Source organism: Winkia sp. UMB3158 (genome assembly GCF_030217145.1).
Classification (GTDB): Bacteria; Actinomycetota; Actinomycetes; order Actinomycetales; family Actinomycetaceae; genus Winkia; species Winkia anitrata.
In genome coordinates this window covers 274,669-296,243 of record NZ_JASONH010000001.1, presented here as the reverse complement: position 1 = coordinate 296,243, position 21,575 = coordinate 274,669, and the positions used below count along the sequence as shown (strand labels likewise).

The following is a 21,575-nucleotide window of genomic DNA, read 5'->3' as shown; positions in this document are numbered from 1 at the left end:
AAACGATGGAAGCCAAGGCGCAAGCGCGATTCGTGCGCTCCACGCCGATGAAGGCACGTCGCGTCGTGAACGAGATTCGCGGTAAGCGTGCCCTACAGGCCTACGACGTGCTGCGTTATGCACCCCAGGCGGTCGCCGAAGACGTCCGCAAGGTGCTACACAGCGCAATTTTCAACGCAAAGTACCAGGCCGAAGAAAACGGCCAGAACCTAAAGCTTGAGGATCTGGTTGTTCGCGCCGCTTGGGTAGACGAAGGGCCAACCATGAAACGGTTCCAGCCCCGCGCCCAGGGCCGCGCAGGCCGCATTTTGAAGCGCACCTCCCACATCACCGTGGTAGTTGGCGCTGACGACAAGAAGGAAGAGGTCCGATAAATGGGTCAGAAGGTTAACCCCACAGGGTTCCGTCTCGGCATCACGACGGACCACCGCTCCCGCTGGTTCGCCGATTCGACCAAGCCGGGTCAGCGTTACTCTGACTTCGTCAAGGAAGATGTTGCCATCCGTCGCATGATGGAGGGCGAACTCGAACGTGCAGGCATTTCGAAGATCGACATCGAGCGCACCCGCGATCGTGTCCGCATCGACTTGCACACTGCTCGTCCGGGCATTGTTATTGGACGCCGCGGCCTAGAGGCCGATCGTCTGCGCGATCAGCTCGAGAAGCTGACCGGCAAGCGCGTCCAGCTCAACATCTTGGAAGTAAAGTCCCCCGAGATCGACGCTCAGCTGGTTGCTCAGGGCATTGCCGAGCAGCTTTCCGCTCGTGTGTCGTTCCGTCGTGCGATGCGCAAGGGCATGCAGTCCGCCATGCGTTCTGGCGCCAAGGGCATTCGTGTCCAGTGCTCCGGTCGTCTGGGCGGCGCAGAAATGTCCCGTAGCGAGTTCTACCGTGAAGGTCGCGTTCCGCTACACACCCTTCGCGCCAACATCGATTACGGCTTCTACGAAGCCCGCACAACCTTCGGCCGCATTGGTGTGAAGGTTTGGATCTACAAGGGCGATATGACCGAACGCGAATTCGCGCGTCAGCAGGCTGAGGCCGCTCCGCGTGGTCGCCGTGGCGATCGCCGTGGCCAGCGCCGCGGACGCGGTGGCAACCGCCAGCAGAACGCTTCGAAGGAGCAGGCTCCGAAGCAGGACGCCAAGGCGCAAGCAGCTGAGGCCCCCAAGGCTGAAGCTCCGGCTACCGAGAAAAAAGAAACGGAGGCCTGAGCCGTGCTCATCCCTCGACGTGTTAAGTTCCGTAAGCAGCATCGCCCCAATCGGCGCGGTGTAGCCAAGGGCGGTACCCAGATCAGCTTCGGCGATTTCGGTATCCAGGCACTCGAGCACCACTATGTGACCAACCGTCAGATTGAGGCTGCCCGTATTGCCATGACCCGCTACATCAAGCGTGGCGGTAAGGTTTGGATCAACATTTTCCCGGACCGTCCGCTAACCAAGAAGCCCGCTGAAACCCGCATGGGTTCCGGTAAGGGCGCACCCGAATGGTGGGTTGCAAACGTAAAGCCCGGCCGCATCATGTTCGAACTGGCTGGTGTTTCCGAAGACGTGGCTCGCGAGGCCCTCCGTCGTGCGCAGCACAAGCTGCCGATGCGGACTCGCTTCGTCACTCGTGAAGGTGGTGACCGCTAATGCCTAAAGGATCGAAGGGTCTAACTGCAGCCGACCTCGACATGATGGACGAGGCGCAGCTGGCTGAAGAGCTCGATAAGGCTAAGGCCGAGCTGTTCAACCTGCGCTTCCAGATTGCGACCGGTTCCGGTGCCGACAATGGCCGGGTCCGCGCACTGCGCCGCGACATCGCCCGTATTTACACAATTGCGCGTGAGCGGGAGCTTGGCATCCGCACCGCGCCCGAGGCAGGTAAGTGAGCAATATGAGCGAGACTGTAAACGAAGAGCGTAACCAGCGCAAGGTTCGCCGCGGCTACGTCGTCTCCGACAAAATGGAGAAGACCGTTGTGGTCGAACTGGAGGAGCGTTCTAAGCACGCTCTGTACGGCAAGGTCGTTACCAAGACCAAGAAGGTCAAGGCACACGACGAAAACAATGAGGCCGGAATCGGCGATTACGTCCTCATCATGGAGACCCGCCCGCTTTCCAAGACAAAGCGCTGGCGCGTCGCCGAAATCCTAGAGCGCGCTAAGTAAGCTGCTCTAATGTTGTGGCCCGGGAGCTCTCCCGGGCCACAACTATTTAATTGGTGCGCGGGCTGAAAAGGCGAGTTTGCCGACCTTTGTTTGGGACTTAGGTGGGTGGGGTAATACCATCGACATATGGCAACGAATGGAAAAAGACGTGTGGTAGCGCCCCGCTGCCCCCTGCGTCCGGGGGAGCCCTGTACGCTTTGTCAGGCATTCGTTACGGGGCCCGAGGACTGCCAGACAGTGAAGCTGGTAATGCAGGATCCCGAGCTACGAGAGCTGCTAGCTGAGCGTCGCCGCGAATACAACGCTCAGCGTAAAGCTCAGAAGATTACGCCCGTCTCCTAATCACCAGGTAGCCCGCCGCTACTAGACCGGCGGCTACCAAGAGTAATCCGCCCACGTAGGTACCGGTGTTTTGCAGGCTTTGCCCCTGCTTATGTTTTTTTGCTGGGCTAGGGCGGCTAGTAACAGGAGTGGCAGGCTCGCCCTTTGGCTTGGCAGAAGTTGTGGGCCTTCCCTTAGATGTGCTGCCCACCGGGGTAGGACAGGGGACCTCAGCGGCTTGCTTGCCAAGCAGGGTCGCATTTGTCATGCCGGTAAGGAAATATGTTTCCCCGGTGGCATCCTTTAATCCGTCGTTGTCGGTGATTGCGTAGACATCGCAGGTAGAGGTCATTGCCAAACCTTCAAACTTTTCCTGCATCCACCCGGCGTAGCCCATAGCCACCTCCCGTAGATCCTGCCCGCTGCCGAGCTTTTGAACGGGGATCGGTTGTTCCTTTCCGCCCTTGTTCGGGAGGCGAATGGCCTGAGCTTTCTTGATGCGGGCGGCCGGGCCATTCAACTTATCGCGTTCGATTACGGCCAAGGTATCTGGTCCCAGCACGGTGATGTCGGAAAGGCCCATCCAATCGCCCTCGGTAGAAGTGGCAGTTAGCGGGTAGGAGTACCAGGTCCAGCTCTTTGCGGCCACCTGGTAGCGTCCGATGCGAGCACTATTACCTTCCAAGGCGGCAAGCGGTTTAGCCTTGGGATCTTTCCAAAGAGGGCGCTGTACGGCCACATACAGCACCTCGTCTTTGCCGGTTCCCGTTGCGGCTACGCCTTCCAAGCCCCACTTGCCGATGTGCTCAGTAACTGACGTAGGCAGTGACACCCGTTCTTGGATAGCCCCGTTAGCGTCGGTCCTGTAGAGGGCGTTTTGTGCCCCGCTCTTGCCCTCATGGGCGAGCCAGAAACCGCCCTCGGTGCGAGCAGCTACGCCCTCCAAGTCAAGTGAAGCAGGCAACCCAGAATCGGTTACCGTGATGCGCTCATCAATGACCGGAGAATTTTCCGCAATGTTGCCGATGCGGTAGATATAGGACTCTGCAAGGGCATCGTCCGAAACAGCATAGAGGTGGGTTGGGTCAGTCGGGTCGGGGCTGAGGCCGCTCATGGCCGTCCAACCGATGGGCGCACCGTCTTTTTCAGCCGACGTCAGGTGCATGGGGGAGTGAGCACCCTGCTTGTAAAGGTTCACGCTCGCGCGTACGCCAGCGTCGGCCTCATCGGTTTCAGAAGAGACAGCCAATATGCCCTTGGCTGGGATGGGCAGAATCCCTTCTGGGCCGTTTGTTGTAAACAGTAGCTGTTTGAAAACTGGCGTGGCGGGATCTGAAACGTCGTAAACGGCAACGAAGTTAGACCGTTCTGTAGCAACGAAGGCATAGGGAACACCGGCAAAGGTAGCGACCGCTAACCCTTCCGGCTCCGGTCCCTTCTTTTCCGCGCGCTTCTCGTTGTGCAACCCGTACTTGATGGCCAGATTTTCAATTTCGTTGCCAGAATCGTAGACCACCTTTCCGGAGGTGTCGAAAATGCTCCACCCCCGGGAGCCGCCCTTCCAATCACCCTCATTGGCAGTGGCCACGTAGTTGTTGCCGACCCACGCGATAGCATCGGGCTCGCGGGGCACCCCCTGCAAAGATCCCGTCGGATTGATCAAACCGTCATTCTTTACGTCGATACCTTTGAGGTCGACCTTGCCGGTCGAGAACGCGGAGGTGATCGACTTAGAAGGTAGATCGATGATCGCCACTCCATTATTTTCCTGGACAGTGACTGCCAGCTGGTTGGCCTCATTGATGCTGACATATTCGGGTTCAGGGTCGGTAGGGCTATCCCAGCCCGCAGCGGCGATTTTGGGGTCGGGATTTCCCTTCTTGTCCACGAAATAGACGGGCGTAGCCTTCCATGAACTCGGATTGGAATTCAGCTCGATCGTCTGCACGAAGCCGGCTGGTAGCTGAGGCAGGCCTCCGTCGCCCCTGTCCTCGTCGCGCTGATTCTCGATTGCGATCGCGGCATACTTCCCGTCTGGCGAGATGGCGATGGAATCGGGCTGTCCCTTCAGGTCGATAGATGCGACTTTTTCCCGGTCGGCGATTCTTACTACGTCTACGCGCCCAGAAGGGGAATCGTAATTCTTACCAGTCTGATCTACGACTACTAGCAGGTAGTCGCCACAGGCAGCTACCGAGGTGGGTTGATCGTCCGCATCGCCCTCCTTAGCAAGATCAAATGAGCCGAGTCCTCTTGGAGCGGAAGGATCAGAAATATCCAGGAAACCAATCCGCTTTCCCGCAGCATCCGTATAGATCAGGGTGTTGCCGTCTTGCGAAACAGTCGAGATTTCGGCGTTGGTCTGGGCATTTCGGTCGGTGCCGGCAGGAACGTTTAGATACACCGGATAGGTGCTTACCCGGCCGAATGGTGCTTGGTCTGCCTCGGTGGGGGAGCCGAGGGCGGAAAGTGGGAGGCCGGCAAGCATGCTGAGCACGGCGGTTCCCGCTAAAGTGCGACGCAGAGTGTGCATAAGAATCCTTTCTAGACGGCTTAATAAAACCGCGAAAGGGTGAACTAGCTCTCTTGCTTAGGTAAAGGAATGGTGAACTTGCGCACGTATTTGTAAATGACTGCTCAGCAATTCTTCTTAGAAATATATTAAGTGCCTGGTGAAAGAAAAGATAGACAATATGTTCCACCATGAGTGTGATGCAGATATCAAAAAGATTACAAAATTTAGGTAAGGAAGAATGAATATAAAAATCTGGGGGCGGAATTATCCGCCCCCAGATTTATTGCAGGTTACTAGGCAGTTATCTGTTCTTGCTGCTTGGATTCATCGGTTTCGACGTCATAGACAAACGGGTGCTTGCCATCAAGCGTCTCTGCCACCCGTTGCTTGTCAATGGTGTGCGTCCAGGTGGCCACGATCAGGGTTGCTACAGCGTTGCCGATGTAGTTGGTCAGGGTACGGGCCTCGTCCATCAGACGGTCAATGCCAACGATGAGCGAGACGCCGTCCACGAGCTCGGGCCGGTATGTTTCCAGACCAGCGGCCAGGGTGGCTAGCCCAGCGCCCGTGACGCCCGCGATGCCCTTGGACGCAATGATCAAGAAGACCAGTAGTCCGATCTGTTCTCCGAGGCCCATGGGCTTGTTCATCGCATCGGAGATGAAGATCGCGCACATGGTTACGTACATCGACGAGCCGTCCAGATTGAACGAGTAACCCGTAGGAATTACCAGGCCGACGGTAGCCTTGTCGACCCCCATGTGCTCTAGCTTCTGCATCAGGTGAGGCAAGCCGGTTTCAGAGGAGGAGGTTGCTAGCACGATGATGATTTCGTTTGCCAGGTACTTGAAGAGCTTGCCAATAGACAGGCCGGTGAAGATCTTCAGCATTACGCCCAGGACCAGGAAGATGAAGATTGCGCAGGTGGCGTAGTAGGTAAGGATCAGTTTCGCAAGGGCCAAAACTGCCTTCCAACCGGTGGTAGCCATGACGCCTGCCATTGCGCCAAATGCGCCGATCGGGGCCAGCCAAAGGATCCAGCCCATGATCTTGAAGACGATCTTCTGCACGGACTCGACCAGGGTCAACACGGGTTCGCCGGCCTTGCCCATGCCAAGGAGAGCGAAGCCCACCAACAGCGCCACGATTAGCACCTGGAGCACGTTGTGCGAGGTTAGGGGCGAGAAGACGGACTCGGGGATCAGCCCCTGGATGAAACCGACAACGCCGCCCGGGCCGTCAGCTTTCTTCTGGACTTCGTAGTGCAGGTTCTGCAAATTCAGTCCGGAGCCAGCCTTCACAAAGTTGCCTACTGCCAGACCGATCCCCAATGCGAAGGTGGTCATCGTGATGAAGTAGGCCAGCGCTATGCCGCCGATTTTGCCTACTGTTGCGGCGGCCTTGACCGAACCTACGCCCTGCACGATCGTGCAGAAGATGATGGCGGGAACCATCATCTTGATCAGCCCGACGAAGGCTGACCCAAGGAAGGCAAGGCCTGCGACTCGTTCGCCGAAGATGGAGCCGACCACTATACCGGCGACAACCCCGACGATCACGGCAACAAACAGCCATTTCATTTTGCTGTTAGAGGGCTCCTTCTTTTTTGCGGCTGCGGTTACAGCCTGCCCAGAGGAGGAGCCTTTTTGCTCTGATTTCATTCGTAACTCCGAAATTCTTAGATGGGTTTAGTTGGCGTCGTACAGCTCGCCAGAGTAGTGCGGATGCATAAGGTTTTCCGGGGATAAGATTTCGTCGATCTTATCTTCTGGTAGCAACCCCTTTTCTAGGATTACTTCCTTCACCGACTTGCCAGTAGCAGCGCACTCCTTACCGATCTGGTCGCCAGCAGCGTGCCCAATTACATCGTTAAAATAGGTGACTATGCCGATGGAGTTCATAACGTAGTCGTAGCAGCGTTCGCGATTTGCGGTGATACCTTCGATGCAGCGTTCACGCAGCGTCCTGCAGGCGTTGGTAAGTAACTGTAGTGATTCGAACACGGAGGCTGCCAAGGCTGGTTCCATGACATTTAGTTCCAATTGTCCTGCTTCTGCGGCGAACATAACCGTGGTGTTGTTGCCGAAGACTTTGAAGCAAGCTTGGTTTACGACCTCGGGAATAACGGGATTTACTTTTGCCGGCATAATCGAAGAACCAGCCTGCAGTTCAGGAAGGTTGATCTCTTTTAGACCGGCGCGAGGCCCCGAGGCCAGGAGGCGAAGATCGTTGCAGATCTTCGACAGTTTCATGGCAAGCCTATTGAGGGCGGCGTGCACCATCACGTAGGCGCCGTTGTCGTAGGTGGCCTCGATTAGGTCGGGCGAGGATACCACGTCGTATCCCGTCACCTCGCCAAGCTTGGCAGCTGCGGCCTTGGCGTATCCCGGAGGAGTGTTTACGCCGGTACCGATTGCGGTAGCGCCGAGGTTCACCTGCAGTAGCAGCTGTGTGCAAAATTCGATGGTCTTTAGATCTTCGGTTAGGTTGTGCTCATAACCGTGAAACTCTTGGCCCAATGTCATGGGGACGGCATCCTGCAACTGGGTGCGACCCATCTTCAGCACATCTTCGAACTCGGTGCCCTTTTTCCCGAAGGCGCCAATGAGGGCTTCCAATTCTTCAGTTAGCTTTTGCTTGAGGGCGTAAACGGCCATGCGGAAACCGGTTGGGTAGGCGTCATTTGTTGATTGCGATTTGTTCACGTGGTCGTTGGGGTGTACAACGTCGTAACGCCCCTTCTCAAGCCCTAGGGTTTCTAGGGCCAGATTGGCAATGACCTCGTTTGTATTCATGTTTACCGATGTCCCGGCGCCCCCTTGGAACACGTCAATGGGGAACTGATCCATGCAGCGACCTTCGTCTAGGATCAGGTCACAGGCCTTGACGATGGCCTCACCAATTTTGGTGGGCAGTGCGTGGCAGGCCATGTTTGCCAGCGCGCAAGCCTTCTTTACTTGCACCATTGCGCGCACAAACTCCGGGACATCTTGGATCTTTTTCCCAGAGATTTGGAAGTTCTCGATTGCCCTGGCTGTGTGGACTCCGTAAAAGTTCTGATCTGCAATTTCTTTTGTGCCAATCAGGTCCTCTTCGACGCGAGACATATTTACCTCTACTAGTTCGTAGTTATCGCTTATGGGGCGATTGCCGCTCAATTACGGTCTGGCCCAAGTGTAAACTACCTGCCAAGCATCGGCGGTGCCTTGAGTCCCAAAACTAAAATATTAATTGTTTTTAATAGTTAGATGAGTTTTAAATACTCAAATGCATTCTTAATCCCATCCTCATCTACTGAGGTGGTGGTCCATTTGGAGATTTCTTTTATTTCGTCGATAGCATTTCCCATAGCGATGGATGTTCCTACTGTTTTCATCATCGGGCCATCGTTCGCACTGTCGCCAATGCCGATCGTTTGCTCTAGGGGAATGTCTAAATGCATAACCACCTGCCGCACTCCGCTGGCTTTGGAGATGTTTGCCGGTACCAACTCGCCGCCCTCGGTGCCTTCTGCTGTAACAGAGCCAGCAACGATGGTGAAGCGGTCGCCGAAGTGTTCAATGACGTCCTCTAGGGAGGCGCTCGCCGTCGGTGGCAGAGTGAACGTACACTTCCCGCAGCTGGTAGGAGTACCGGTCTTTAGGTACGGAGCGACCTGGTGTAGGTACGGTGTCCAGTCCCCTGCGATCCGATCGGCGCCCGCGCCGGAGTAGGAGTCAAGGAATTCCTTAGAGGGCATGATTCGATCCGGCCCCTGCCAAATCCAATATCCGCCAACCGAATTGATGAAATTCGAGATCTCGATAATGTCCTCGTCTGAAATGCGCTCGTCGAAGATTACCTCGTCCTCGCAGGTAACGTAGGTGCCGTTTGCTCCCACAAGCCCAGAAATGCCAAGGTCCCACAGCCATGGGTACACCTCCGGGTAAGAGCGGCCGGTGCACATGAATAGCTTGTGGCCATTTTGCGCTGCTCTCTGACAGGCTTCCACGGCAGATCGTGGAGCCTGCTGGGAAGAATTGATTAGGGTGCTATCTACATCAAGGAACACGAGTTTCTGCATGCCTGTATCGTCTCATACGCTCCCGCACCGGTCTACGTAGCAGAAGGGAAAAAGAGCTTTCCAGCCTGGGTGCTTGGTGAGCAAAGGCACAGGGGTGAATCAAGGGAGACTGGTTTCATTTGTAAGCCTAAATAGGTAGGCTTGTTGAGTTGCGTGTCTACTAGTCTACCTAGTGGGAGTGCCGGACTGCCAATAGTTCAGCCACTCGGGAGCAGCCTACGACGTGGGTTTTGCAGAGACCTGGCACATGTTGTGCCCGAGTCTGCGACTCACCTCTCAGGCGCCGGAGTACGCAATGGTACAGATACGTTCGGCTAGGCTCACGGGCTTTACCCAAAGAGAACCGGCACGACGACAGGAGATTACTCAATGATTCAGCAGGAGTCGCGACTGAAGGTCGCCGACAACACTGGTGCAAAGGAGCTTCTTTGCATCCGTGTACTCGGTGGCTCGGGTCGGCGCTACGCCGGTATCGGCGACATGATCGTCGCTACCGTCAAAGACGCCATCCCCGGCGGCAACGTGAAGAAGGGCGAGGTCGTAAAGGCCGTAGTCGTTCGCACGAAGAAGGAACGCCGCCGCCCCGATGGTTCCTACATTCGATTTGATGAAAATGCTGCCGTGATCTTGAAGAACACGGACGGAGAACCCCGCGGGACGCGTATTTTTGGCCCGATTGGCCGTGAACTTCGCGACAAGAAGTTCATGCGCATCATCTCGCTGGCACCGGAGGTGTTGTAAATGGGAGCCAAGATCAAGAAAGGTGACCTAGTACAGGTCATTGCAGGCCGCGCGTCCGATCCTAAGGATGCTCGCCTAGTAGCCCGCAACAAGCGTCGCGAAGCCGAAGGGCTCGAGCCGCTAGCACCGGGCGACAAGGGCAAGCAGGGACGCGTGCTCAAAGTATTCCCTAAAGAAAACCGTGCACTGGTCGAGGGCGTAAACGTTCGCACTCACCACGTCCGTCAGGGTCAGAACGCCCAGGGGCAGGTAACCGGAGGAATCGAGAAGCGCGAAGCGCCCGTCGATCTTTCCAAGCTGGTCCTGGTCGATCCTTCCACCAAGAAGCCTGCCAAGGTTGGCTTCCGTGAAGAAGAGGTCGAGCGCGATGGCCGCACTCGCACTGTGCGTGTTCGTTACAACAAGGCGACCGGAAAGGATATCTGAGAATGACTGAAACTCAGACCCCGCGCCTGAAAGCGCGCTACCGCGAGGAAATCATTCCCGCCCTCGAAAAGAAGTTCAACGTAGCCAACCCAATGCAGATTCCCGGTCTGACCAAGATCGTTGTGAACATGGGTGTTGGTGAAGCTGCACATGACTCTAAGCTCATGGACGGCGCAATTCGCGACCTGGCGGCCATCACGGGCCAGAAGCCGGCCGTGACCAAGGCCAAGAAGTCCATCGCACAGTTCAAGCTGCGTGAAGGCCAGGCCATTGGCGCACATGTCACCCTTCGTGGCGACCGCATGTGGGAATTCCTGGACAGGCTGCTCTCCACTGCTCTGCCCCGTATCCGCGACTTCCGCGGACTCTCGGCCAAGCAGTTCGATGGCAACGGTAACTACACCTTCGGTCTGACCGAACAGTCCATGTTCCACGAAATTGATCCGGATAACATTGACCGCGTTCGCGGCATGGATATCACCGTCGTCACTACGGCGAAGACCGACGAGCACGGCCGCGAGCTGCTGCGTCAGCTCGGCTTCCCGTTCAAGGAGGACTGACAAATGGCGAAGACCGCACTAAAGAACAAGGCTGCCGGCAAGCAGAAGTTTGCTGTTCGCGCCTACACCCGGTGCAACCGTTGCGGGCGTCCCCGCTCCGTGTACCGCAAGTTCGGCCTGTGCCGCATCTGCCTACGCGAGATGGCCCACGCGGGTCAGCTCCCTGGCGTAACCAAGAGCAGCTGGTAAAACGACTACTTCGCAGGTCCCCCGCCTAACTGGCGGAGAGGAAACCGCGAAGAGGAAGGGCTGAAGCCCAAAAATATGACTATGACAGACCCAATCGCAGATATGCTAACGCGTCTGCGTAACGCTAACTCGGCGCACCACCAGTCGGTGTCCATGCCTTACTCGAAGCTGAAGTTCGCTATTGCGGGCATCCTAGAGCGCGAAGGCTACATCGCCGGCAGTGAAGTTGCCGACGCCAGGGTTGGTAAGACCCTGACTCTTAACCTGAAGTACGGTCCGAAGCGTGAGCGCTCCATTGAAGGTCTGCGCCGCGTTTCCAAGCCGGGCCTGCGTGTATACGCAAAGTCCAACAACCTCCCCGAGGTTCTGGGCGGCCTGGGTGTGGCAATCCTGTCCACGTCCTCCGGCTTGATGACTGACCGTGAAGCTAACGACAAGGGTGTAGGTGGGGAAGTCCTCGCCTACGTCTGGTAAGGAAAGGGGGAAAGTAACATGTCACGTATTGGTAAGCTTCCCATTTCCATCCCCGCAGGTGTAGACGTCACCGTGTCGGGCCAGAACGTAAAGGTGAAGGGCCCCAAGGGCGAGCTCGCATTGGATGTGCGCGAACCCATTTCCGTGAAGGTCGAAGACGGATCGATCAAGTTGGAGCGTCCGGACGATTCTCGTACCGCCCGCTCGCTACACGGCCTGTACCGCACCTTGGTTGCCAACATGATCGAGGGCGTAACCAACGGTTACAAGAAGCAGCTCGAGATTGTTGGTACCGGTTACCGTGTCGTTGCCAAGGGCAAGAACCTAGAGTTCGCCCTCGGCCTGTCCCACCCGGTCGTAATCGAACCGCGTGAGGGCATTGAGTTCACTGTGGAGGCGGCGAATAAGTTCACCGTCTCTGGTATCAGCAAGGAGCTCGTCGGCGAAGTTGCAGCTAACATTCGTAAGCTGCGCGCGCCTGAACCCTACAAGGGCAAGGGCATCCGCTATGCGGGTGAACACGTACGCCGCAAGGCCGGAAAGGCAGGTAAGTAATGTCTTACTCTGTAAAAGGCAAAGGTAAGGTAGCCGCTCGTAAGCGCCGTCATCTGCGCGTTCGTAAGCGCGTATTCGGCACCACCGAGCGTCCGCGTCTGGCAGTATTCCGCTCGAACCGTCACATGGTTGCGCAGGTTATTGATGACCAGAACGGTCGTACCTTGGCCGCAGCATCCACTTTGGAAGCGGAACTGCGCTCCGAGGGCGATTCCAAGACCGAAGCAGCTCGCAAGGTTGGCCAGGCTGTGGCCGAGCGCGCGAAGGCTGCCGGAATTGAAGCCGTGGTCTTCGACCGCGGTGGCAACAAGTACCATGGCCGCATCGCCGCTGTCGCCGAAGGCGCACGCGAAGCTGGCCTGAGCCTCTGACCGAAAGAAAGGAAAAGCTGATGGCTCCTCAGAATAGCCGCCGGCAGGGCGGTCAGGGTTCCGCGGAATCGCAGGATACGGATCGTCGCGAACGCCGCGGCCGCAACAATGAGCGCAAGGACAACCGTCGCGGTGGTCGCAACAACGACCGCAACGAGTTCGTCGAGCGCGTTATCACTATCAACCGTGTTTCCAAGGTCGTGAAGGGTGGCCGTCGCTTCAGCTTCACCGCTCTAGTAGTGGTTGGCGATGGCGAAGGCACCGTCGGCGTTGGCTACGGCAAGGCTAAGGAAGTACCCCAGGCCATCTCCAAGGGCGTTGAAGAAGCAAAGAAGAACTTCTTCCGCGTTCCCATGGTTGGCCGCACCATCACCCACGTGGTTCAGGGCGAAGATGCAGCAGGCATCGTTCTGCTCCGCCCCGCCTCCTCTGGTACTGGTGTAATCGCGGGTGGTCCTGTCCGCGCCGTCCTCGAATGCGCTGGCATTCACGACGTCCTAACCAAGTCTCTCGGCTCGTCGAACGCACTCAACATCGTTCGCGCAACGGTCGCAGCTCTGAAGCAGCTGCACCAGCCCGAGGCAGTAGCAGCCCGCCGTGGCCTGTCTTTGGAACGCGTTGCTCCCGCAGCCATGCTGCGTGCACGCGCCGAAGCAGATGCCGAAAAGCGTGCAGCTGCTGAAAAGAAGGAAGCCGATAAGGCTGCCGCAGGGGTGAGTGCGTAATGTCGAAACTGAAAGTTACCCAGGTTCGTTCCAAGGCTGGAGCAACTCCGAAGCAGCGCGCTACTTTGGCTGCTCTTGGCCTGCGTAAGATGCACCAGGTTGTGACCCACGAAGATCGTCCGTCTGTACGCGGGCAGATCAACGTCGTGAGCCACATGGTGACCGTCGAGGAGGTCGACTGACAATGGCGAACACTGCTAAGAAGCTGGGCGACAAGCCCGTAAAGCTACACCACCTGAAGCCAGCTCCGGGTGCCAAGAAGGCCAAGATCCGCGTGGGTCGTGGTGAGGGTTCGAAGGGTAAAACTTCGGGTCGTGGCACCAAGGGTACCGGCGCACGTAAGAACGTGCCGGCAGGATTTGAGGGCGGCCAGATGCCGGCCCACATGCGTCTGCCGAAGCTGCGCGGGTTCAGGAACCCGTTCCGCGTCGAGTACCAGGTTGTGAACCTTGACGCACTCTCGGAGGCATTCCCCGAGGGAGGCAAGATCGAGGTTGCTGACCTAGTTGCTAAGTCGCTGGTTCGCAAGAACAAGCCCGTCAAGGTGCTTGGTTCTGGCGAAGCTGCTGCTAAGTTCGACCTCGTGGTCGACAAGTGGTCTGAGTCCGCAAAGCAGAAGATTGAAGCTGCTGGCGGTTCTCTAACAGCTCGGTAATAAGCCGTGAAGGACGGGCGGTTCGGCCCTAGGCCGGATCGCCCGTTTTTCGTTTCAGAAAAAGGCGATACCATAGAACCCGGTTTTGAAAACTCGTGGTATCCCCATGAATATCATTGGAGAAAAGTTTGTTAGCTGCATTTGCACAGGCGTTCCGAACCCCGGATCTGCGTAAGAAGCTACTATTCACGGCTTTCATCATGCTGCTGTTTAGGGCTGGTTCATTCATACCTACTCCGGGCGTGTCATTTTCGAACGTCCAGAAGTGTCTAGCCAACAACTCCCAGTCCGGTCTATTGGACTTGGTAAACCTGTTCAGCGGTGGCGCAATGCTGCAGCTGTCGGTATTTGCTCTGGGCATCATGCCGTACATTACTGCCTCGATTATTACGCAGTTGCTGCGCGTGGTTATCCCGCGTTTCGAGGATCTGCACAAGGAAGGCCAGGCCGGCCAGGCGAAGATGACGCAGTACACCCGTTACCTGACCATCGCCCTCGGCGTGCTGCAGTCTACGACAATCATCTCTCTAGCTCGGTCGGGAAGGCTACTGCCTAATTGCTCCGCGGCAGACCCGATCATCCCGAATGATTCGGTTATCAACTACATTCTTATGATCATCACCATGACCGCTGGTACTGGTCTGATCATGTGGCTCGGCGAATTGATCACCGAGCACGGCATCGGCAACGGTATGTCGCTGCTAATCTTTACTTCTATTACCGCGAACCTGCCGGCTCACCTGTGGTCCATCGCTAAGGCCAACGGTGGCGTTGCAAAGGTGCTTGTCGTGATCGCCCTCATCCTGGTTGTCACGCTCGCGATCGTGTTTGTGGAACAGGCGCAACGTCGCGTCCCAGTGCAATATGCAAAGCGGATGGTTGGGCGTCGACTCTTCGGCGGCTCCACCACCTACATTCCAATGAAGATCAACATGTCGGGCGTTATTCCCGTCATCTTCGCCGCCTCGATCCTGGCGATGCCCACAATGATTGCTCAGTTTGGCGATCCGAAGCAGCATTGGGTGCAGTGGATCCAGCGCAACTTCTCGCAGCAGACCCCGTTCTACCTGATCTGCTACGGCATCCTGGTACTGTTCTTCGCCTTCTTCTACACCGCGATCACCTTCAACCCTGAAGAGATCGCCGACAACATGAAGAAGTACGGCGGGTTCATCCCCGGCGTGCGCGCCGGGCACCCAACTGCCGACTATTTGCGCTACGTCATCAACCGCATTACCACCGGCGGCGCATTCTATCTACTGATTGTGGCGATGGTGCCCACCATCGTAATGATCGCCCTCGGCATTACACAGATGCCGTTCGGCGGTACCACCTTGCTGATTGTTGTGGGCGTCGGCCTGCAGACCGTTCAGCAAATCAACTCGCAACTACAGAAACACCACTACGAAGGATTCTTGGCATCATGACAATGAAACGAGTCGTCATCCTGGGCGCTCCGGGCGCCGGGAAAGGCACGCAGGCAAAAAAGATTGCCGAATATCTAGGGATCCCGCACATGTCCACGGGCGCTATGCTGCGTTCGCAGATCGATAACGGGACCGAGCTCGGCAACAAGGCCAAGGAATACATGGTTGCCGGCAATCTAGTTCCTGACGAGGTCGTGAACGACATTGTGGCCACCTCGCTGAAGGAAGCAGTCCGCGATGGCGGCTTCTTGCTGGATGGCTACCCGCGCAACCTGGATCAGGTGCACAACCTGGGCTACATTCTGCATGACCTAGGAGTCGAGATCGACGGCGTCCTCGAGCTGAAGGTCAACTTCGACGAGGTCGTTGAGCGCATCAAGAAGCGTGCCCAGATTGAGGGACGAGCCGACGATTCTGACGAGACGGTACGCAACCGGCTCGAAGTGTACAAGCGGGAAACCGCCCCGATCACGGCGTTCTACCAGACCGCTGGCAAACTCACGGTAATCGACGGCATGGGCACCGTCGACGAGGTGTGGGAGCGCGTGAAGGCGGCCGTTGACGCTGCATGAGGCGCGGTATTGAACTAAAGAGCATCGACCAGGTTCGGCACATGCGACGTGCGGACCTGGTCGTTGCCGATATTCACAAGGCTCTTCGGGAGGCAGCTAAGCCCGGCGTCACCACCGAAGAACTAGACACGGTCAGCGCCCTCGTCATAGAGAAGGCCGGAGCGAAACCGAATTTCCTGGGTTACTACGGGTACCCGGCGACTGCCTGCATGTCTGTAAATGACACGGTTGTTCATGGCATCCCTGACGACTATGTGTTGCAAGAGGGCGACATGGTCTCCTTTGATTGCGGCGCCTACGTCGAGGCGGATGGCAAGCAGTGGCACGGCGATTCCTGCTTCACCATGATTGTGGGCGGAGACGACAAGGCTCGCGGCGATGACCTGACTCTGTCCCGTATTACTGAAGAGGCAATGTGGGCCGGGATTGCTTCGCTGGCGTCGAAGAAGCGGGGACTGACTATCGCCTGCGTAGGCGACGCAGTTGAACAGGTGGTAGCGGATGCCGCTGACAAGTACGGCTGGGAGGCCGACATTGTCGAAGAGTTCATCGGGCACGGTATTGGGACGCAAATGCACCAGGCACCGGATGTGCTGAACTATTCGGTGCGAGGACGCCAGCCGAAGGTTGTTCCTGGAATGGTTGTTTGCGTGGAACCGATTCTGACTCGTGGCTCTGCCCAAGTGTTCACATTGGATGACGAGTGGACTGTCAAGACTCACGACCATTCACATGCTGCCCACTGGGAGCACTCAGTGGCCATCTTGGAAGACGGCATCTCGGTACTATCCGCGCCGGACTTTGGTAAAGCCGGTCTGGCAAAGTACGGGATCGAACCCATAGAGCTGTAAGAAACCAATAAGGAATCCCCGGAAGGTATCCTTCCGGGGATTCTCTATGCCTAGATGTTGGGGCCTGGTGGGTTACAGGCCCAGCCATGCTTTCAGGTAGGGGAGGGTTTGCTGGCACTGGAAGTAGCCGGCGTCGTAGTTGGCCTGGAGTTTTTGTACTGACCGCTCCAACCCCGTAACCTGCATGTGCCAGGGGTAGTAGACGTATGCTCTGCCTTGCCGTTCGAGCTGCAGCAGCCGGCGCCGGGTTGCCTGATATTTTTTGTGGCGTTGCAGTAGGGCCTTGACTAAGTGCGGGTATTTCCTAAAAGCCCGTTTATAGAGGGCGGGATTCTTAGGTGTTTTCTTCACATAATCTCGGGGCCGGGTAAGGACCACAACGAAGTTCCTGTACCCGTCCATCTCGGCTGCCTCTAACGGAATGCCTCCGGACGGGCCTAGAGCACCGTCGGCGTAGAGCTCGCCGTCGATCTGCACGTAGTTCATGAGTCCCGGCATGGTGGAGGCGGCTCGCACCTTTCGCATCAGATCGGCCTCATCCCGGATATCAGCGCGGCTCCAGTAGACGGGTTTGCCGTCCCGAACCCTAAACGAGCTGATCCGCAACTGTGCAGGATTATTCCAAAACGCTTCGAAGTCGAAGGGGAGCGGTGCATCCTGTAGCCCCGCCTCCTCATAAATGTACTTGGCATTGAAGTATCCATCCCCGCGCAGGAAGGAACCAATGGAACCAATGTTGGGATCGGCAATGAAATCTACGAAGGAACGCTTTGCTCGGTCAGCGTCCCTGGACAAATAGTTGACAGCGTTCGAGGCTCCGGCCGAAATCCCAGAGACGTGTGGGAAGAAGATTTCGTTCTCAAGTAACGTCACTACAAAAGGCGCGGTACCGGATGCGCGCATCGCGCCGCCCTCGAAAATTAGGGCTGTGTTTTCCAGTGTTGGCATATCAATCCTTCCGATCCCAGTGTAGGAAACTGGCTACAAAGCTGCACAGCACGCTCAAAGCTACAGCAGGATTGCAAGTCTGTTTAGGCCGGGTGGGAAAGAAAGTGTAGGCCGGGTACCCTGCGCGTGAGGGCGAGCAAGAGTGCATGTAAGATCCAATTGGATAGGAGCAACAGTGGCAAAGTTTCTTTTCTACGCGGGGATTGTAATAGCAGTTATCGCATTCGTGATTTCGTTATGGGAACTCTTTGGCACCCTTCCTTACAAGCTCCAAAACGCAACAATCCCCCTTGTAATTCTTGCCTTAGCTATGGTGAAGGGTGCCGAGATGCTGCGGAAGAAGAACAGTCAGGATGACGGCGACACCCAAACAGGGGAAGCAGCTGACAGATAAAGCAGACCTCCGTAGGCGCGAGGTGAGCGTTGCACGCGCGAAAGGCTGCTAGTAGCCTGGCATGGGAATAGGGGAGGTCGCCTTGGAAACTCTGTCAGTAATCCTAAAAGTGGGTATTGCAGCGTGCGCAGGAGCACTGGTTTACGCCCTCTTGCAGGACTCGACCCCGTCGTGGTTCTGGACTGTGGCCATTGCTATGTTGGTGGTATGTGGTGCTGAACTATTCCTGATCCACCTGATTCACAAAGATGACTCTGCCGAGGGCGGCGAAACGAGACACATGCAGGCAGGTGACACGCCTCTTTTCGAGGACGAAAATTAGGGCTAAGATTCTTTTCGGAGAGCCACAAGGGGCTAGCGAAATTAGTGTCCAACCTCACGTGAGGTATCAAACAGCCTAACTCCCTTTACCTGCTGGGCAATGTCGCCTATTCTTGATAGTCGGGTGTCCGTGCATACAGCTATGCCCGGATCTTGTCCACAAGATCTGTGGGCGCCCAGTAATTTACAGACAAGGTAGACGGAAGGTTATGGCGAAAAAAGAAGGCGTCATTGAAGTAAAGGGAACAGTCGTCGAGGCTCTTCCTAACGCAATGTTCCGCGTCAAGCTAGAAAATGACCACATCGTGTTGGCTCACATTTCCGGCAAGATGCGTCAGCACTACATCCGCATCCTCCCCGAGGACACGGTTGTAGTAGAAATGTCCCCTTACGACCTTTCCCGTGGCCGTATCGTTTACCGCTACAAATAATCTAGACCGCGGCTTAGCCGCAGAGGTGAAACCATGAAGGTCAAGCCCAGTGTCAAGAAAATCTGTGACAAGTGCAAGGTGATTCGTCGCCATGGCATTGTCATGGTTATTTGCGACAACCCAAGGCATAAGCAGCGTCAAGGCTAACTTGGCGTCGGCCTCCTAGGCCGAAAGCGCTCGCTAAACGATCAAAGGATCGACCCCTGGTGACGGAGGCCAGGGCCGCAAAACTGGTGCGGAAAGCGAAGCGACGACCTCCGATCAAGATGGAGAAAACCAGATGGCACGTATTGCCGGAGTCGACCTCCCCCGCGAAAAGCGGATGGAAGTCGCACTAACTTACATTTACGGCGTTGGCCGCACGCTATCGCAGAAGGCTCTAAAAGAGACTGGCGTTAGCCCGGACCTGCGCGTGAAGGACGCCACCGAGGACGACCTCGTAAAGCTTCGTTCCTTCATTGAGGGTAACTACAAGGTTGAGGGCGATCTGCGCCGCGAGGTGCAGGCCGACATTCGCCGCAAGATTGAAATTGGTTCTTACCAGGGTCTGCGCCACCGCTTCGGACTTCCTGTCCATGGCCAGCGCACCAAGACGAACGCTCGTACCCGCAAGGGCCCGAAGCGCACCGTCGCTGGCAAGAAGAAAGCAACTAAGTAGCAGCGCTAGTCGCTGACCGACGACCTCAGAAGAAGGAAAAATGGCCGCAAACCGCAGCTTCAAGTCGCGCCGCAGCGCGCGCAAGAACGTCACTCACGGACACGCGTACATCAAGTCGACGTTCAACAACACCATCGTTTCAATTACCGATCCGACCGGCGCCGTCATTTCTTGGGCATCTTCCGGTCAGGTTGGATTCAAGGGCTCCCGTAAGTCCACCCCGTTCGCAGCTCAGATGGCCGCCGAGGCCGCTGCTCGCCGCGCACAGGATTCCGGCATGAAGAAAGTTGATGTTTTCGTCAAGGGCCCGGGCTCTGGCCGCGAAACCGCGATCCGCTCGCTTCAGGCAACTGGCCTAGAGGTTGGCTCCATTCAGGACGTCACCCCGCAGGCACACAACGGCTGCCGTCCCCCGAAGCGTCGCCGCGTCTAATCCGTCCGGCCTGGTTCTTCGGAACATTGGCCTAACGCTGAAACAGGGAATAATCCCGCACTCGTTTCACAACAAAAGAAAAGCCGGCCCCCCGGGGTCGGACGGAATCCTGGCTGACGTCATATAGCGGGCGTCGGAAAGAAAGGACAGATAGTGCTTATTGCACAGCGACCGAATTTGACCGAAGAGGTAGTAAGCGAACAGCGTTCGAGGTTCACCCTTGAACCGCTAGAGCCTGGTTTCGGTTACACGCTGGGCAACTCCCTGCGTCGTACCCTACTTTCGTCCATTCCTGGTGCGGCGGTTACATCCATCCGCATCGATGGAGTGCCGCACGAGTTCTCAACGATTGCTGGCGTTAAGGAAGATGTTGCCGAAATCATCCTGAACATCAAGCAGATCGTGCTTTCGTCTGAAAATGACGAGCCCGTAGTGATGTACCTTCGCAAGGCTGGCGAGGGCGTTGTTACCGCCGGTGATATTACGCCTCCTGCCGGTGTGCAGATCCACAACCCGGACCTTCACATCGCCACCCTGAACGAGAAGGGCAAGCTAGAGGTCGAGCTGACCGTCGAGCGTGGCCGCGGCTACGTTTCTGCCGATCAGAACAAGGACCCGGATGCAGAAATTTCTCGCATTCCGGTGGATTCGATCTACAGCCCCGTCCTGAAGGTCACCTACAAGGTTGAGGCTACTCGTGTTGAGCAGCGTACCGACTTCGACCGCCTGATCGTAGATGTCGAGACCAAGCCGGCTATTAGCCCGCGCGATGCTCTGGCTTCTGCTGGTAAGACCCTGGTCGAACTATTCGGGCTTGCCCGTGACCTCAACATTGAGGCCGAAGGCATTGAGATTGGTCCTACCCAGACCGACGCCGAACTGGCTGCCGATCTGGCAATGACCATCGAGGATCTGGACCTGCAGTCCCGTTCCTACAATGCCCTGAAGAGGGAAGGCATTCACACTGTTGGCGAACTGGTTGCTCGCAGTGAAGCCGACCTGCTTGACATCCGTAACTTCGGTGCGAAGTCTATCGAGGAAATCAAGGCGAAGCTGGCTGAACTGGGCATGGTCCTGAAGGACTCGCCTATGCCTGCCGGCGGTTTTGACGGAGAAAACGCAGGATCCATCCAGTTCAGTGACGAGTAGATTCGGCCTAGCCGACAAGCTTTGATCTAAAAATTTATTACCTAGGAGTACTAAGATGCCTAAGCCCACTAAGGGCCCCCGCCTGGGAGGCAGCCCCGCTCACGAGCGCATCATCATCACCAACCTGTGCCGCGAGCTCATTGTCAACCGTTCCATCGTCACCACCGAGGCCAAGGCCAAGCGTGTTCAGCCGGTTATCGAAAAGCTGATCACCAAGGCTAAGCAGGGCACCGATCACGCCCGTCGCCAGGTGTACTCGAAGCTGCGCAGCCAGACTGCAAAGCGCAGCGCCAGCTATGTGGATTACACCTACGAGCTGTTCGACGTAATCGCCAAGGAAATTGATCCGGAGCGCGAGGGCGGCTACACCCGCATCGTGAAGCTGCCGGCTCGTCGCGGCGACAACACTCCGATGGCCCAGATTTCTATCATCACCGAAAAGGTGCAGAAGAAGGCCGTCGTAAAGGACGCCACCAAGACTGCTGAAAACGCAGCCAAGGAAGAAGAAGCAGCCAAGGAAGAGGCAACTGAGGCAAAGGCCGAAGAAGCCACTACCGAGGAAAAGGTTGAGGAAGCTAAGGCCGAGGCCGAAGCTGGCTCCACCGCTGCTGAGGCTGACGAGAAGTAGCCTTTAGATTTCCC

Annotated in this window: 32 protein-coding genes; 27 read left to right on the top strand and 5 right to left on the bottom strand. The window is 56.7% G+C overall.

Features of this window, described 5'->3' with window-relative positions:
• The first annotated feature begins 5 nt into the window (after nt 1–5).
• From rplV to QP400_RS01505, 6 genes are all read left to right on the top strand, one after another.
• The gene (rplV, locus tag QP400_RS01530) at nt 6–374 is read left to right on the top strand and encodes a 50S ribosomal protein L22 (RefSeq protein ID WP_004805689.1); all 369 of its coding nucleotides are present in this window, start codon (nt 6–8) and stop codon (nt 372–374) included.
• On the top strand, nt 375–1,214 hold the full coding sequence (gene rpsC, locus QP400_RS01525; protein WP_285462449.1) for a 30S ribosomal protein S3: 840 nt from the start codon (nt 375–377) through the stop codon (nt 1,212–1,214). It begins immediately after the preceding gene.
• 3 nt (nt 1,215–1,217) lie between these two features.
• Entirely contained in the window at nt 1,218–1,637 is a 420-nt protein-coding gene (rplP, locus tag QP400_RS01520; protein ID WP_004805693.1) for a 50S ribosomal protein L16, read from the top strand.
• Nucleotides 1,637–1,876 carry a 50S ribosomal protein L29 gene (gene rpmC, locus QP400_RS01515; RefSeq protein WP_004805694.1) on the top strand — a complete coding sequence of 80 codons (240 nt, stop codon included), beginning with the start codon at nt 1,637–1,639 and terminating at the stop codon, nt 1,874–1,876. The genes rplP and rpmC overlap by 1 nt, the downstream gene beginning before the upstream one ends.
• A 5-nt stretch (nt 1,877–1,881) precedes the next feature.
• Nucleotides 1,882–2,154: a 30S ribosomal protein S17 gene (rpsQ, locus tag QP400_RS01510; RefSeq protein WP_040314863.1), complete on the top strand. Its 273-nt coding sequence runs from the start codon at nt 1,882–1,884 to the stop codon at nt 2,152–2,154.
• A gap of 126 nt (nt 2,155–2,280) precedes the next feature.
• Nucleotides 2,281–2,496: a DUF6767 domain-containing protein gene (locus tag QP400_RS01505; protein ID WP_101485603.1), complete on the top strand. Its 216-nt coding sequence runs from the start codon at nt 2,281–2,283 to the stop codon at nt 2,494–2,496.
• Here the strand turns inward: QP400_RS01505 and QP400_RS01500 are convergent.
• The 4 genes from QP400_RS01500 to QP400_RS01485 all read right to left on the bottom strand — a co-directional run bounded on the left by QP400_RS01500 (nt 2,480) and on the right by QP400_RS01485 (nt 9,053).
• Nucleotides 2,480–5,008, bottom strand: coding sequence for an esterase-like activity of phytase family protein (locus QP400_RS01500; protein ID WP_004805702.1), 2,529 nt, complete (start codon nt 5,006–5,008; stop codon nt 2,480–2,482). The two genes, QP400_RS01505 and QP400_RS01500, sit on opposite strands and share 17 nt — an antisense overlap.
• 275 nt (nt 5,009–5,283) lie before the next feature.
• Entirely contained in the window at nt 5,284–6,651 is a 1,368-nt protein-coding gene (locus tag QP400_RS01495; RefSeq protein ID WP_004805703.1) for a C4-dicarboxylate transporter DctA, read from the bottom strand.
• A 27-nt stretch (nt 6,652–6,678) separates the two neighbouring features.
• Nucleotides 6,679–8,097, bottom strand: coding sequence for an aspartate ammonia-lyase (gene aspA, locus QP400_RS01490; RefSeq protein ID WP_004805706.1), 1,419 nt, complete (start codon nt 8,095–8,097; stop codon nt 6,679–6,681).
• A gap of 137 nt (nt 8,098–8,234) precedes the next feature.
• Complete coding sequence (locus QP400_RS01485) at nt 8,235–9,053, bottom strand: HAD family hydrolase (protein WP_285462447.1); 819 nt, start codon at nt 9,051–9,053, stop codon at nt 8,235–8,237.
• A gap of 369 nt (nt 9,054–9,422) precedes the next feature.
• Between QP400_RS01485 and rplN the strand changes: the two genes are divergently transcribed.
• The 13 genes from rplN (at nt 9,423) to map (ending at nt 16,599) form a co-directional block, all read left to right on the top strand.
• Nucleotides 9,423–9,794: a 50S ribosomal protein L14 gene (gene rplN, locus QP400_RS01480; RefSeq protein WP_004805710.1), complete on the top strand. Its 372-nt coding sequence runs from the start codon at nt 9,423–9,425 to the stop codon at nt 9,792–9,794.
• On the top strand, nt 9,795–10,220 hold the full coding sequence (gene rplX, locus QP400_RS01475) for a 50S ribosomal protein L24 (protein WP_004805712.1): 426 nt from the start codon (nt 9,795–9,797) through the stop codon (nt 10,218–10,220). It begins immediately after the preceding gene.
• 2 nt (nt 10,221–10,222) lie between these two features.
• Nucleotides 10,223–10,780: a 50S ribosomal protein L5 gene (rplE, locus tag QP400_RS01470; RefSeq protein ID WP_004805713.1), complete on the top strand. Its 558-nt coding sequence runs from the start codon at nt 10,223–10,225 to the stop codon at nt 10,778–10,780.
• A gap of 3 nt (nt 10,781–10,783) precedes the next feature.
• Entirely contained in the window at nt 10,784–10,969 is a 186-nt protein-coding gene (locus QP400_RS01465; protein WP_004805716.1) for a type Z 30S ribosomal protein S14, read from the top strand.
• A 75-nt stretch (nt 10,970–11,044) separates the two neighbouring features.
• Complete coding sequence (gene rpsH / locus QP400_RS01460) at nt 11,045–11,443, top strand: 30S ribosomal protein S8 (RefSeq protein ID WP_004805718.1); 399 nt, start codon at nt 11,045–11,047, stop codon at nt 11,441–11,443.
• Nucleotides 11,444–11,461: 18 nt separating this feature from the next.
• A complete protein-coding gene (gene rplF / locus QP400_RS01455; protein ID WP_004805719.1) occupies nt 11,462–11,998 on the top strand; it encodes a 50S ribosomal protein L6 in 537 nt (178 codons plus the stop codon).
• On the top strand, nt 11,998–12,369 hold the full coding sequence (gene rplR, locus QP400_RS01450) for a 50S ribosomal protein L18 (RefSeq protein WP_004805721.1): 372 nt from the start codon (nt 11,998–12,000) through the stop codon (nt 12,367–12,369). The genes rplF and rplR overlap by 1 nt, the downstream gene beginning before the upstream one ends.
• 17 nt (nt 12,370–12,386) lie before the next feature.
• Entirely contained in the window at nt 12,387–13,094 is a 708-nt protein-coding gene (rpsE, locus tag QP400_RS01445) for a 30S ribosomal protein S5 (RefSeq protein WP_428837434.1), read from the top strand.
• Nucleotides 13,094–13,276 (top strand): 50S ribosomal protein L30, encoded by a 183-nt coding sequence (rpmD, locus tag QP400_RS01440; RefSeq protein WP_004805725.1) that lies wholly within the window; start codon nt 13,094–13,096, stop codon nt 13,274–13,276. The genes rpsE and rpmD overlap by 1 nt, the downstream gene beginning before the upstream one ends.
• Nucleotides 13,277–13,278: 2 nt before the next feature.
• Nucleotides 13,279–13,749: a 50S ribosomal protein L15 gene (rplO, locus tag QP400_RS01435; protein ID WP_285462445.1), complete on the top strand. Its 471-nt coding sequence runs from the start codon at nt 13,279–13,281 to the stop codon at nt 13,747–13,749.
• A gap of 128 nt (nt 13,750–13,877) precedes the next feature.
• Nucleotides 13,878–15,176, top strand: coding sequence for a preprotein translocase subunit SecY (gene secY, locus QP400_RS01430; protein WP_004805729.1), 1,299 nt, complete (start codon nt 13,878–13,880; stop codon nt 15,174–15,176).
• A complete protein-coding gene (locus QP400_RS01425; RefSeq protein ID WP_004805732.1) occupies nt 15,173–15,748 on the top strand; it encodes an adenylate kinase in 576 nt (191 codons plus the stop codon). The genes secY and QP400_RS01425 overlap by 4 nt, the downstream gene beginning before the upstream one ends.
• Nucleotides 15,745–16,599: a type I methionyl aminopeptidase gene (map, locus tag QP400_RS01420; protein WP_004805733.1), complete on the top strand. Its 855-nt coding sequence runs from the start codon at nt 15,745–15,747 to the stop codon at nt 16,597–16,599. Before QP400_RS01425 ends, map begins: the two co-directional genes overlap by 4 nt.
• 72 nt (nt 16,600–16,671) lie before the next feature.
• Here map and QP400_RS01415 read toward each other — a convergent pair whose 3' ends face one another.
• On the bottom strand, nt 16,672–17,547 hold the full coding sequence (locus QP400_RS01415) for a patatin-like phospholipase family protein (RefSeq protein ID WP_101485604.1): 876 nt from the start codon (nt 17,545–17,547) through the stop codon (nt 16,672–16,674).
• A 175-nt stretch (nt 17,548–17,722) separates the two neighbouring features.
• Between QP400_RS01415 and QP400_RS01410 the strand changes: the two genes are divergently transcribed.
• The 8 genes from QP400_RS01410 to rplQ all read left to right on the top strand — a co-directional run bounded on the left by QP400_RS01410 (nt 17,723) and on the right by rplQ (nt 21,561).
• Entirely contained in the window at nt 17,723–17,941 is a 219-nt protein-coding gene (locus QP400_RS01410; protein WP_004805739.1) for a hypothetical protein, read from the top strand.
• Between the two features lie 82 nt (nt 17,942–18,023).
• A complete protein-coding gene (locus QP400_RS01405) occupies nt 18,024–18,263 on the top strand; it encodes a hypothetical protein (protein ID WP_141740535.1) in 240 nt (79 codons plus the stop codon).
• Nucleotides 18,264–18,471: 208 nt separating this feature from the next.
• Nucleotides 18,472–18,693, top strand: a complete 222-nt coding sequence (gene infA, locus QP400_RS01400; protein ID WP_004805742.1) for a translation initiation factor IF-1 — start codon at nt 18,472–18,474, stop codon at nt 18,691–18,693.
• 33 nt (nt 18,694–18,726) lie between these two features.
• A complete protein-coding gene (rpmJ, locus tag QP400_RS01395; RefSeq protein ID WP_004805743.1) occupies nt 18,727–18,840 on the top strand; it encodes a 50S ribosomal protein L36 in 114 nt (37 codons plus the stop codon).
• Between the two features lie 133 nt (nt 18,841–18,973).
• Nucleotides 18,974–19,351 (top strand): 30S ribosomal protein S13, encoded by a 378-nt coding sequence (rpsM, locus tag QP400_RS01390; RefSeq protein ID WP_004805745.1) that lies wholly within the window; start codon nt 18,974–18,976, stop codon nt 19,349–19,351.
• Nucleotides 19,352–19,391: 40 nt separating this feature from the next.
• Nucleotides 19,392–19,784 carry a 30S ribosomal protein S11 gene (gene rpsK / locus QP400_RS01385; RefSeq protein WP_004805747.1) on the top strand — a complete coding sequence of 131 codons (393 nt, stop codon included), beginning with the start codon at nt 19,392–19,394 and terminating at the stop codon, nt 19,782–19,784.
• Nucleotides 19,785–19,937: 153 nt separating this feature from the next.
• A complete protein-coding gene (locus QP400_RS01380) occupies nt 19,938–20,933 on the top strand; it encodes a DNA-directed RNA polymerase subunit alpha (protein ID WP_004805749.1) in 996 nt (331 codons plus the stop codon).
• 55 nt (nt 20,934–20,988) lie between these two features.
• Nucleotides 20,989–21,561 carry a 50S ribosomal protein L17 gene (gene rplQ / locus QP400_RS01375; RefSeq protein WP_004805751.1) on the top strand — a complete coding sequence of 191 codons (573 nt, stop codon included), beginning with the start codon at nt 20,989–20,991 and terminating at the stop codon, nt 21,559–21,561.
• Nucleotides 21,562–21,575 lie beyond the last annotated feature (14 nt).

Bases quoted from the DNA above. Each gene is read 5' to 3' on its own strand.
- rpmJ (WP_004805743.1), top strand. From the start codon at position 18,727: ATGAAGGTCAAGCCCAGTGTCAAGAAAATCTGTGACAAGTGCAAGGTG.
- rpmD (WP_004805725.1), top strand. From the start codon at position 13,094: ATGTCGAAACTGAAAGTTACCCAGGTTCGTTCCAAGGCTGGAGCAACT.
- QP400_RS01495 (WP_004805703.1), bottom strand. From the start codon at position 6,651: ATGAAATCAGAGCAAAAAGGCTCCTCCTCTGGGCAGGCTGTAACCGCA.
- rpsQ (WP_040314863.1), top strand. From the start codon at position 1,882: ATGAGCGAGACTGTAAACGAAGAGCGTAACCAGCGCAAGGTTCGCCGC.
- rplR (WP_004805721.1), top strand. From the start codon at position 11,998: ATGTCTTACTCTGTAAAAGGCAAAGGTAAGGTAGCCGCTCGTAAGCGC.
- rpsM (WP_004805745.1), top strand. From the start codon at position 18,974: ATGGCACGTATTGCCGGAGTCGACCTCCCCCGCGAAAAGCGGATGGAA.
- rplF (WP_004805719.1), top strand. From the start codon at position 11,462: ATGTCACGTATTGGTAAGCTTCCCATTTCCATCCCCGCAGGTGTAGAC.
- aspA (WP_004805706.1), bottom strand. From the start codon at position 8,097: ATGTCTCGCGTCGAAGAGGACCTGATTGGCACAAAAGAAATTGCAGAT.
- infA (WP_004805742.1), top strand. From the start codon at position 18,472: ATGGCGAAAAAAGAAGGCGTCATTGAAGTAAAGGGAACAGTCGTCGAG.
- rplE (WP_004805713.1), top strand. From the start codon at position 10,223: ATGACTGAAACTCAGACCCCGCGCCTGAAAGCGCGCTACCGCGAGGAA.
- QP400_RS01485 (WP_285462447.1), bottom strand. From the start codon at position 9,053: ATGCAGAAACTCGTGTTCCTTGATGTAGATAGCACCCTAATCAATTCT.
- QP400_RS01465 (WP_004805716.1), top strand. From the start codon at position 10,784: ATGGCGAAGACCGCACTAAAGAACAAGGCTGCCGGCAAGCAGAAGTTT.
- QP400_RS01505 (WP_101485603.1), top strand. From the start codon at position 2,281: ATGGCAACGAATGGAAAAAGACGTGTGGTAGCGCCCCGCTGCCCCCTG.
- rpmC (WP_004805694.1), top strand. From the start codon at position 1,637: ATGCCTAAAGGATCGAAGGGTCTAACTGCAGCCGACCTCGACATGATG.
- map (WP_004805733.1), top strand. From the start codon at position 15,745: ATGAGGCGCGGTATTGAACTAAAGAGCATCGACCAGGTTCGGCACATG.
- rpsC (WP_285462449.1), top strand. From the start codon at position 375: ATGGGTCAGAAGGTTAACCCCACAGGGTTCCGTCTCGGCATCACGACG.
- rpsK (WP_004805747.1), top strand. From the start codon at position 19,392: ATGGCCGCAAACCGCAGCTTCAAGTCGCGCCGCAGCGCGCGCAAGAAC.
- rpsH (WP_004805718.1), top strand. From the start codon at position 11,045: ATGACTATGACAGACCCAATCGCAGATATGCTAACGCGTCTGCGTAAC.
- QP400_RS01425 (WP_004805732.1), top strand. From the start codon at position 15,173: ATGACAATGAAACGAGTCGTCATCCTGGGCGCTCCGGGCGCCGGGAAA.
- QP400_RS01415 (WP_101485604.1), bottom strand. From the start codon at position 17,547: ATGCCAACACTGGAAAACACAGCCCTAATTTTCGAGGGCGGCGCGATG.
- QP400_RS01500 (WP_004805702.1), bottom strand. From the start codon at position 5,008: ATGCACACTCTGCGTCGCACTTTAGCGGGAACCGCCGTGCTCAGCATG.
- rplO (WP_285462445.1), top strand. From the start codon at position 13,279: ATGGCGAACACTGCTAAGAAGCTGGGCGACAAGCCCGTAAAGCTACAC.
- rplX (WP_004805712.1), top strand. From the start codon at position 9,795: ATGGGAGCCAAGATCAAGAAAGGTGACCTAGTACAGGTCATTGCAGGC.
- rplQ (WP_004805751.1), top strand. From the start codon at position 20,989: ATGCCTAAGCCCACTAAGGGCCCCCGCCTGGGAGGCAGCCCCGCTCAC.
- rplN (WP_004805710.1), top strand. From the start codon at position 9,423: ATGATTCAGCAGGAGTCGCGACTGAAGGTCGCCGACAACACTGGTGCA.
- rplV (WP_004805689.1), top strand. From the start codon at position 6: ATGGAAGCCAAGGCGCAAGCGCGATTCGTGCGCTCCACGCCGATGAAG.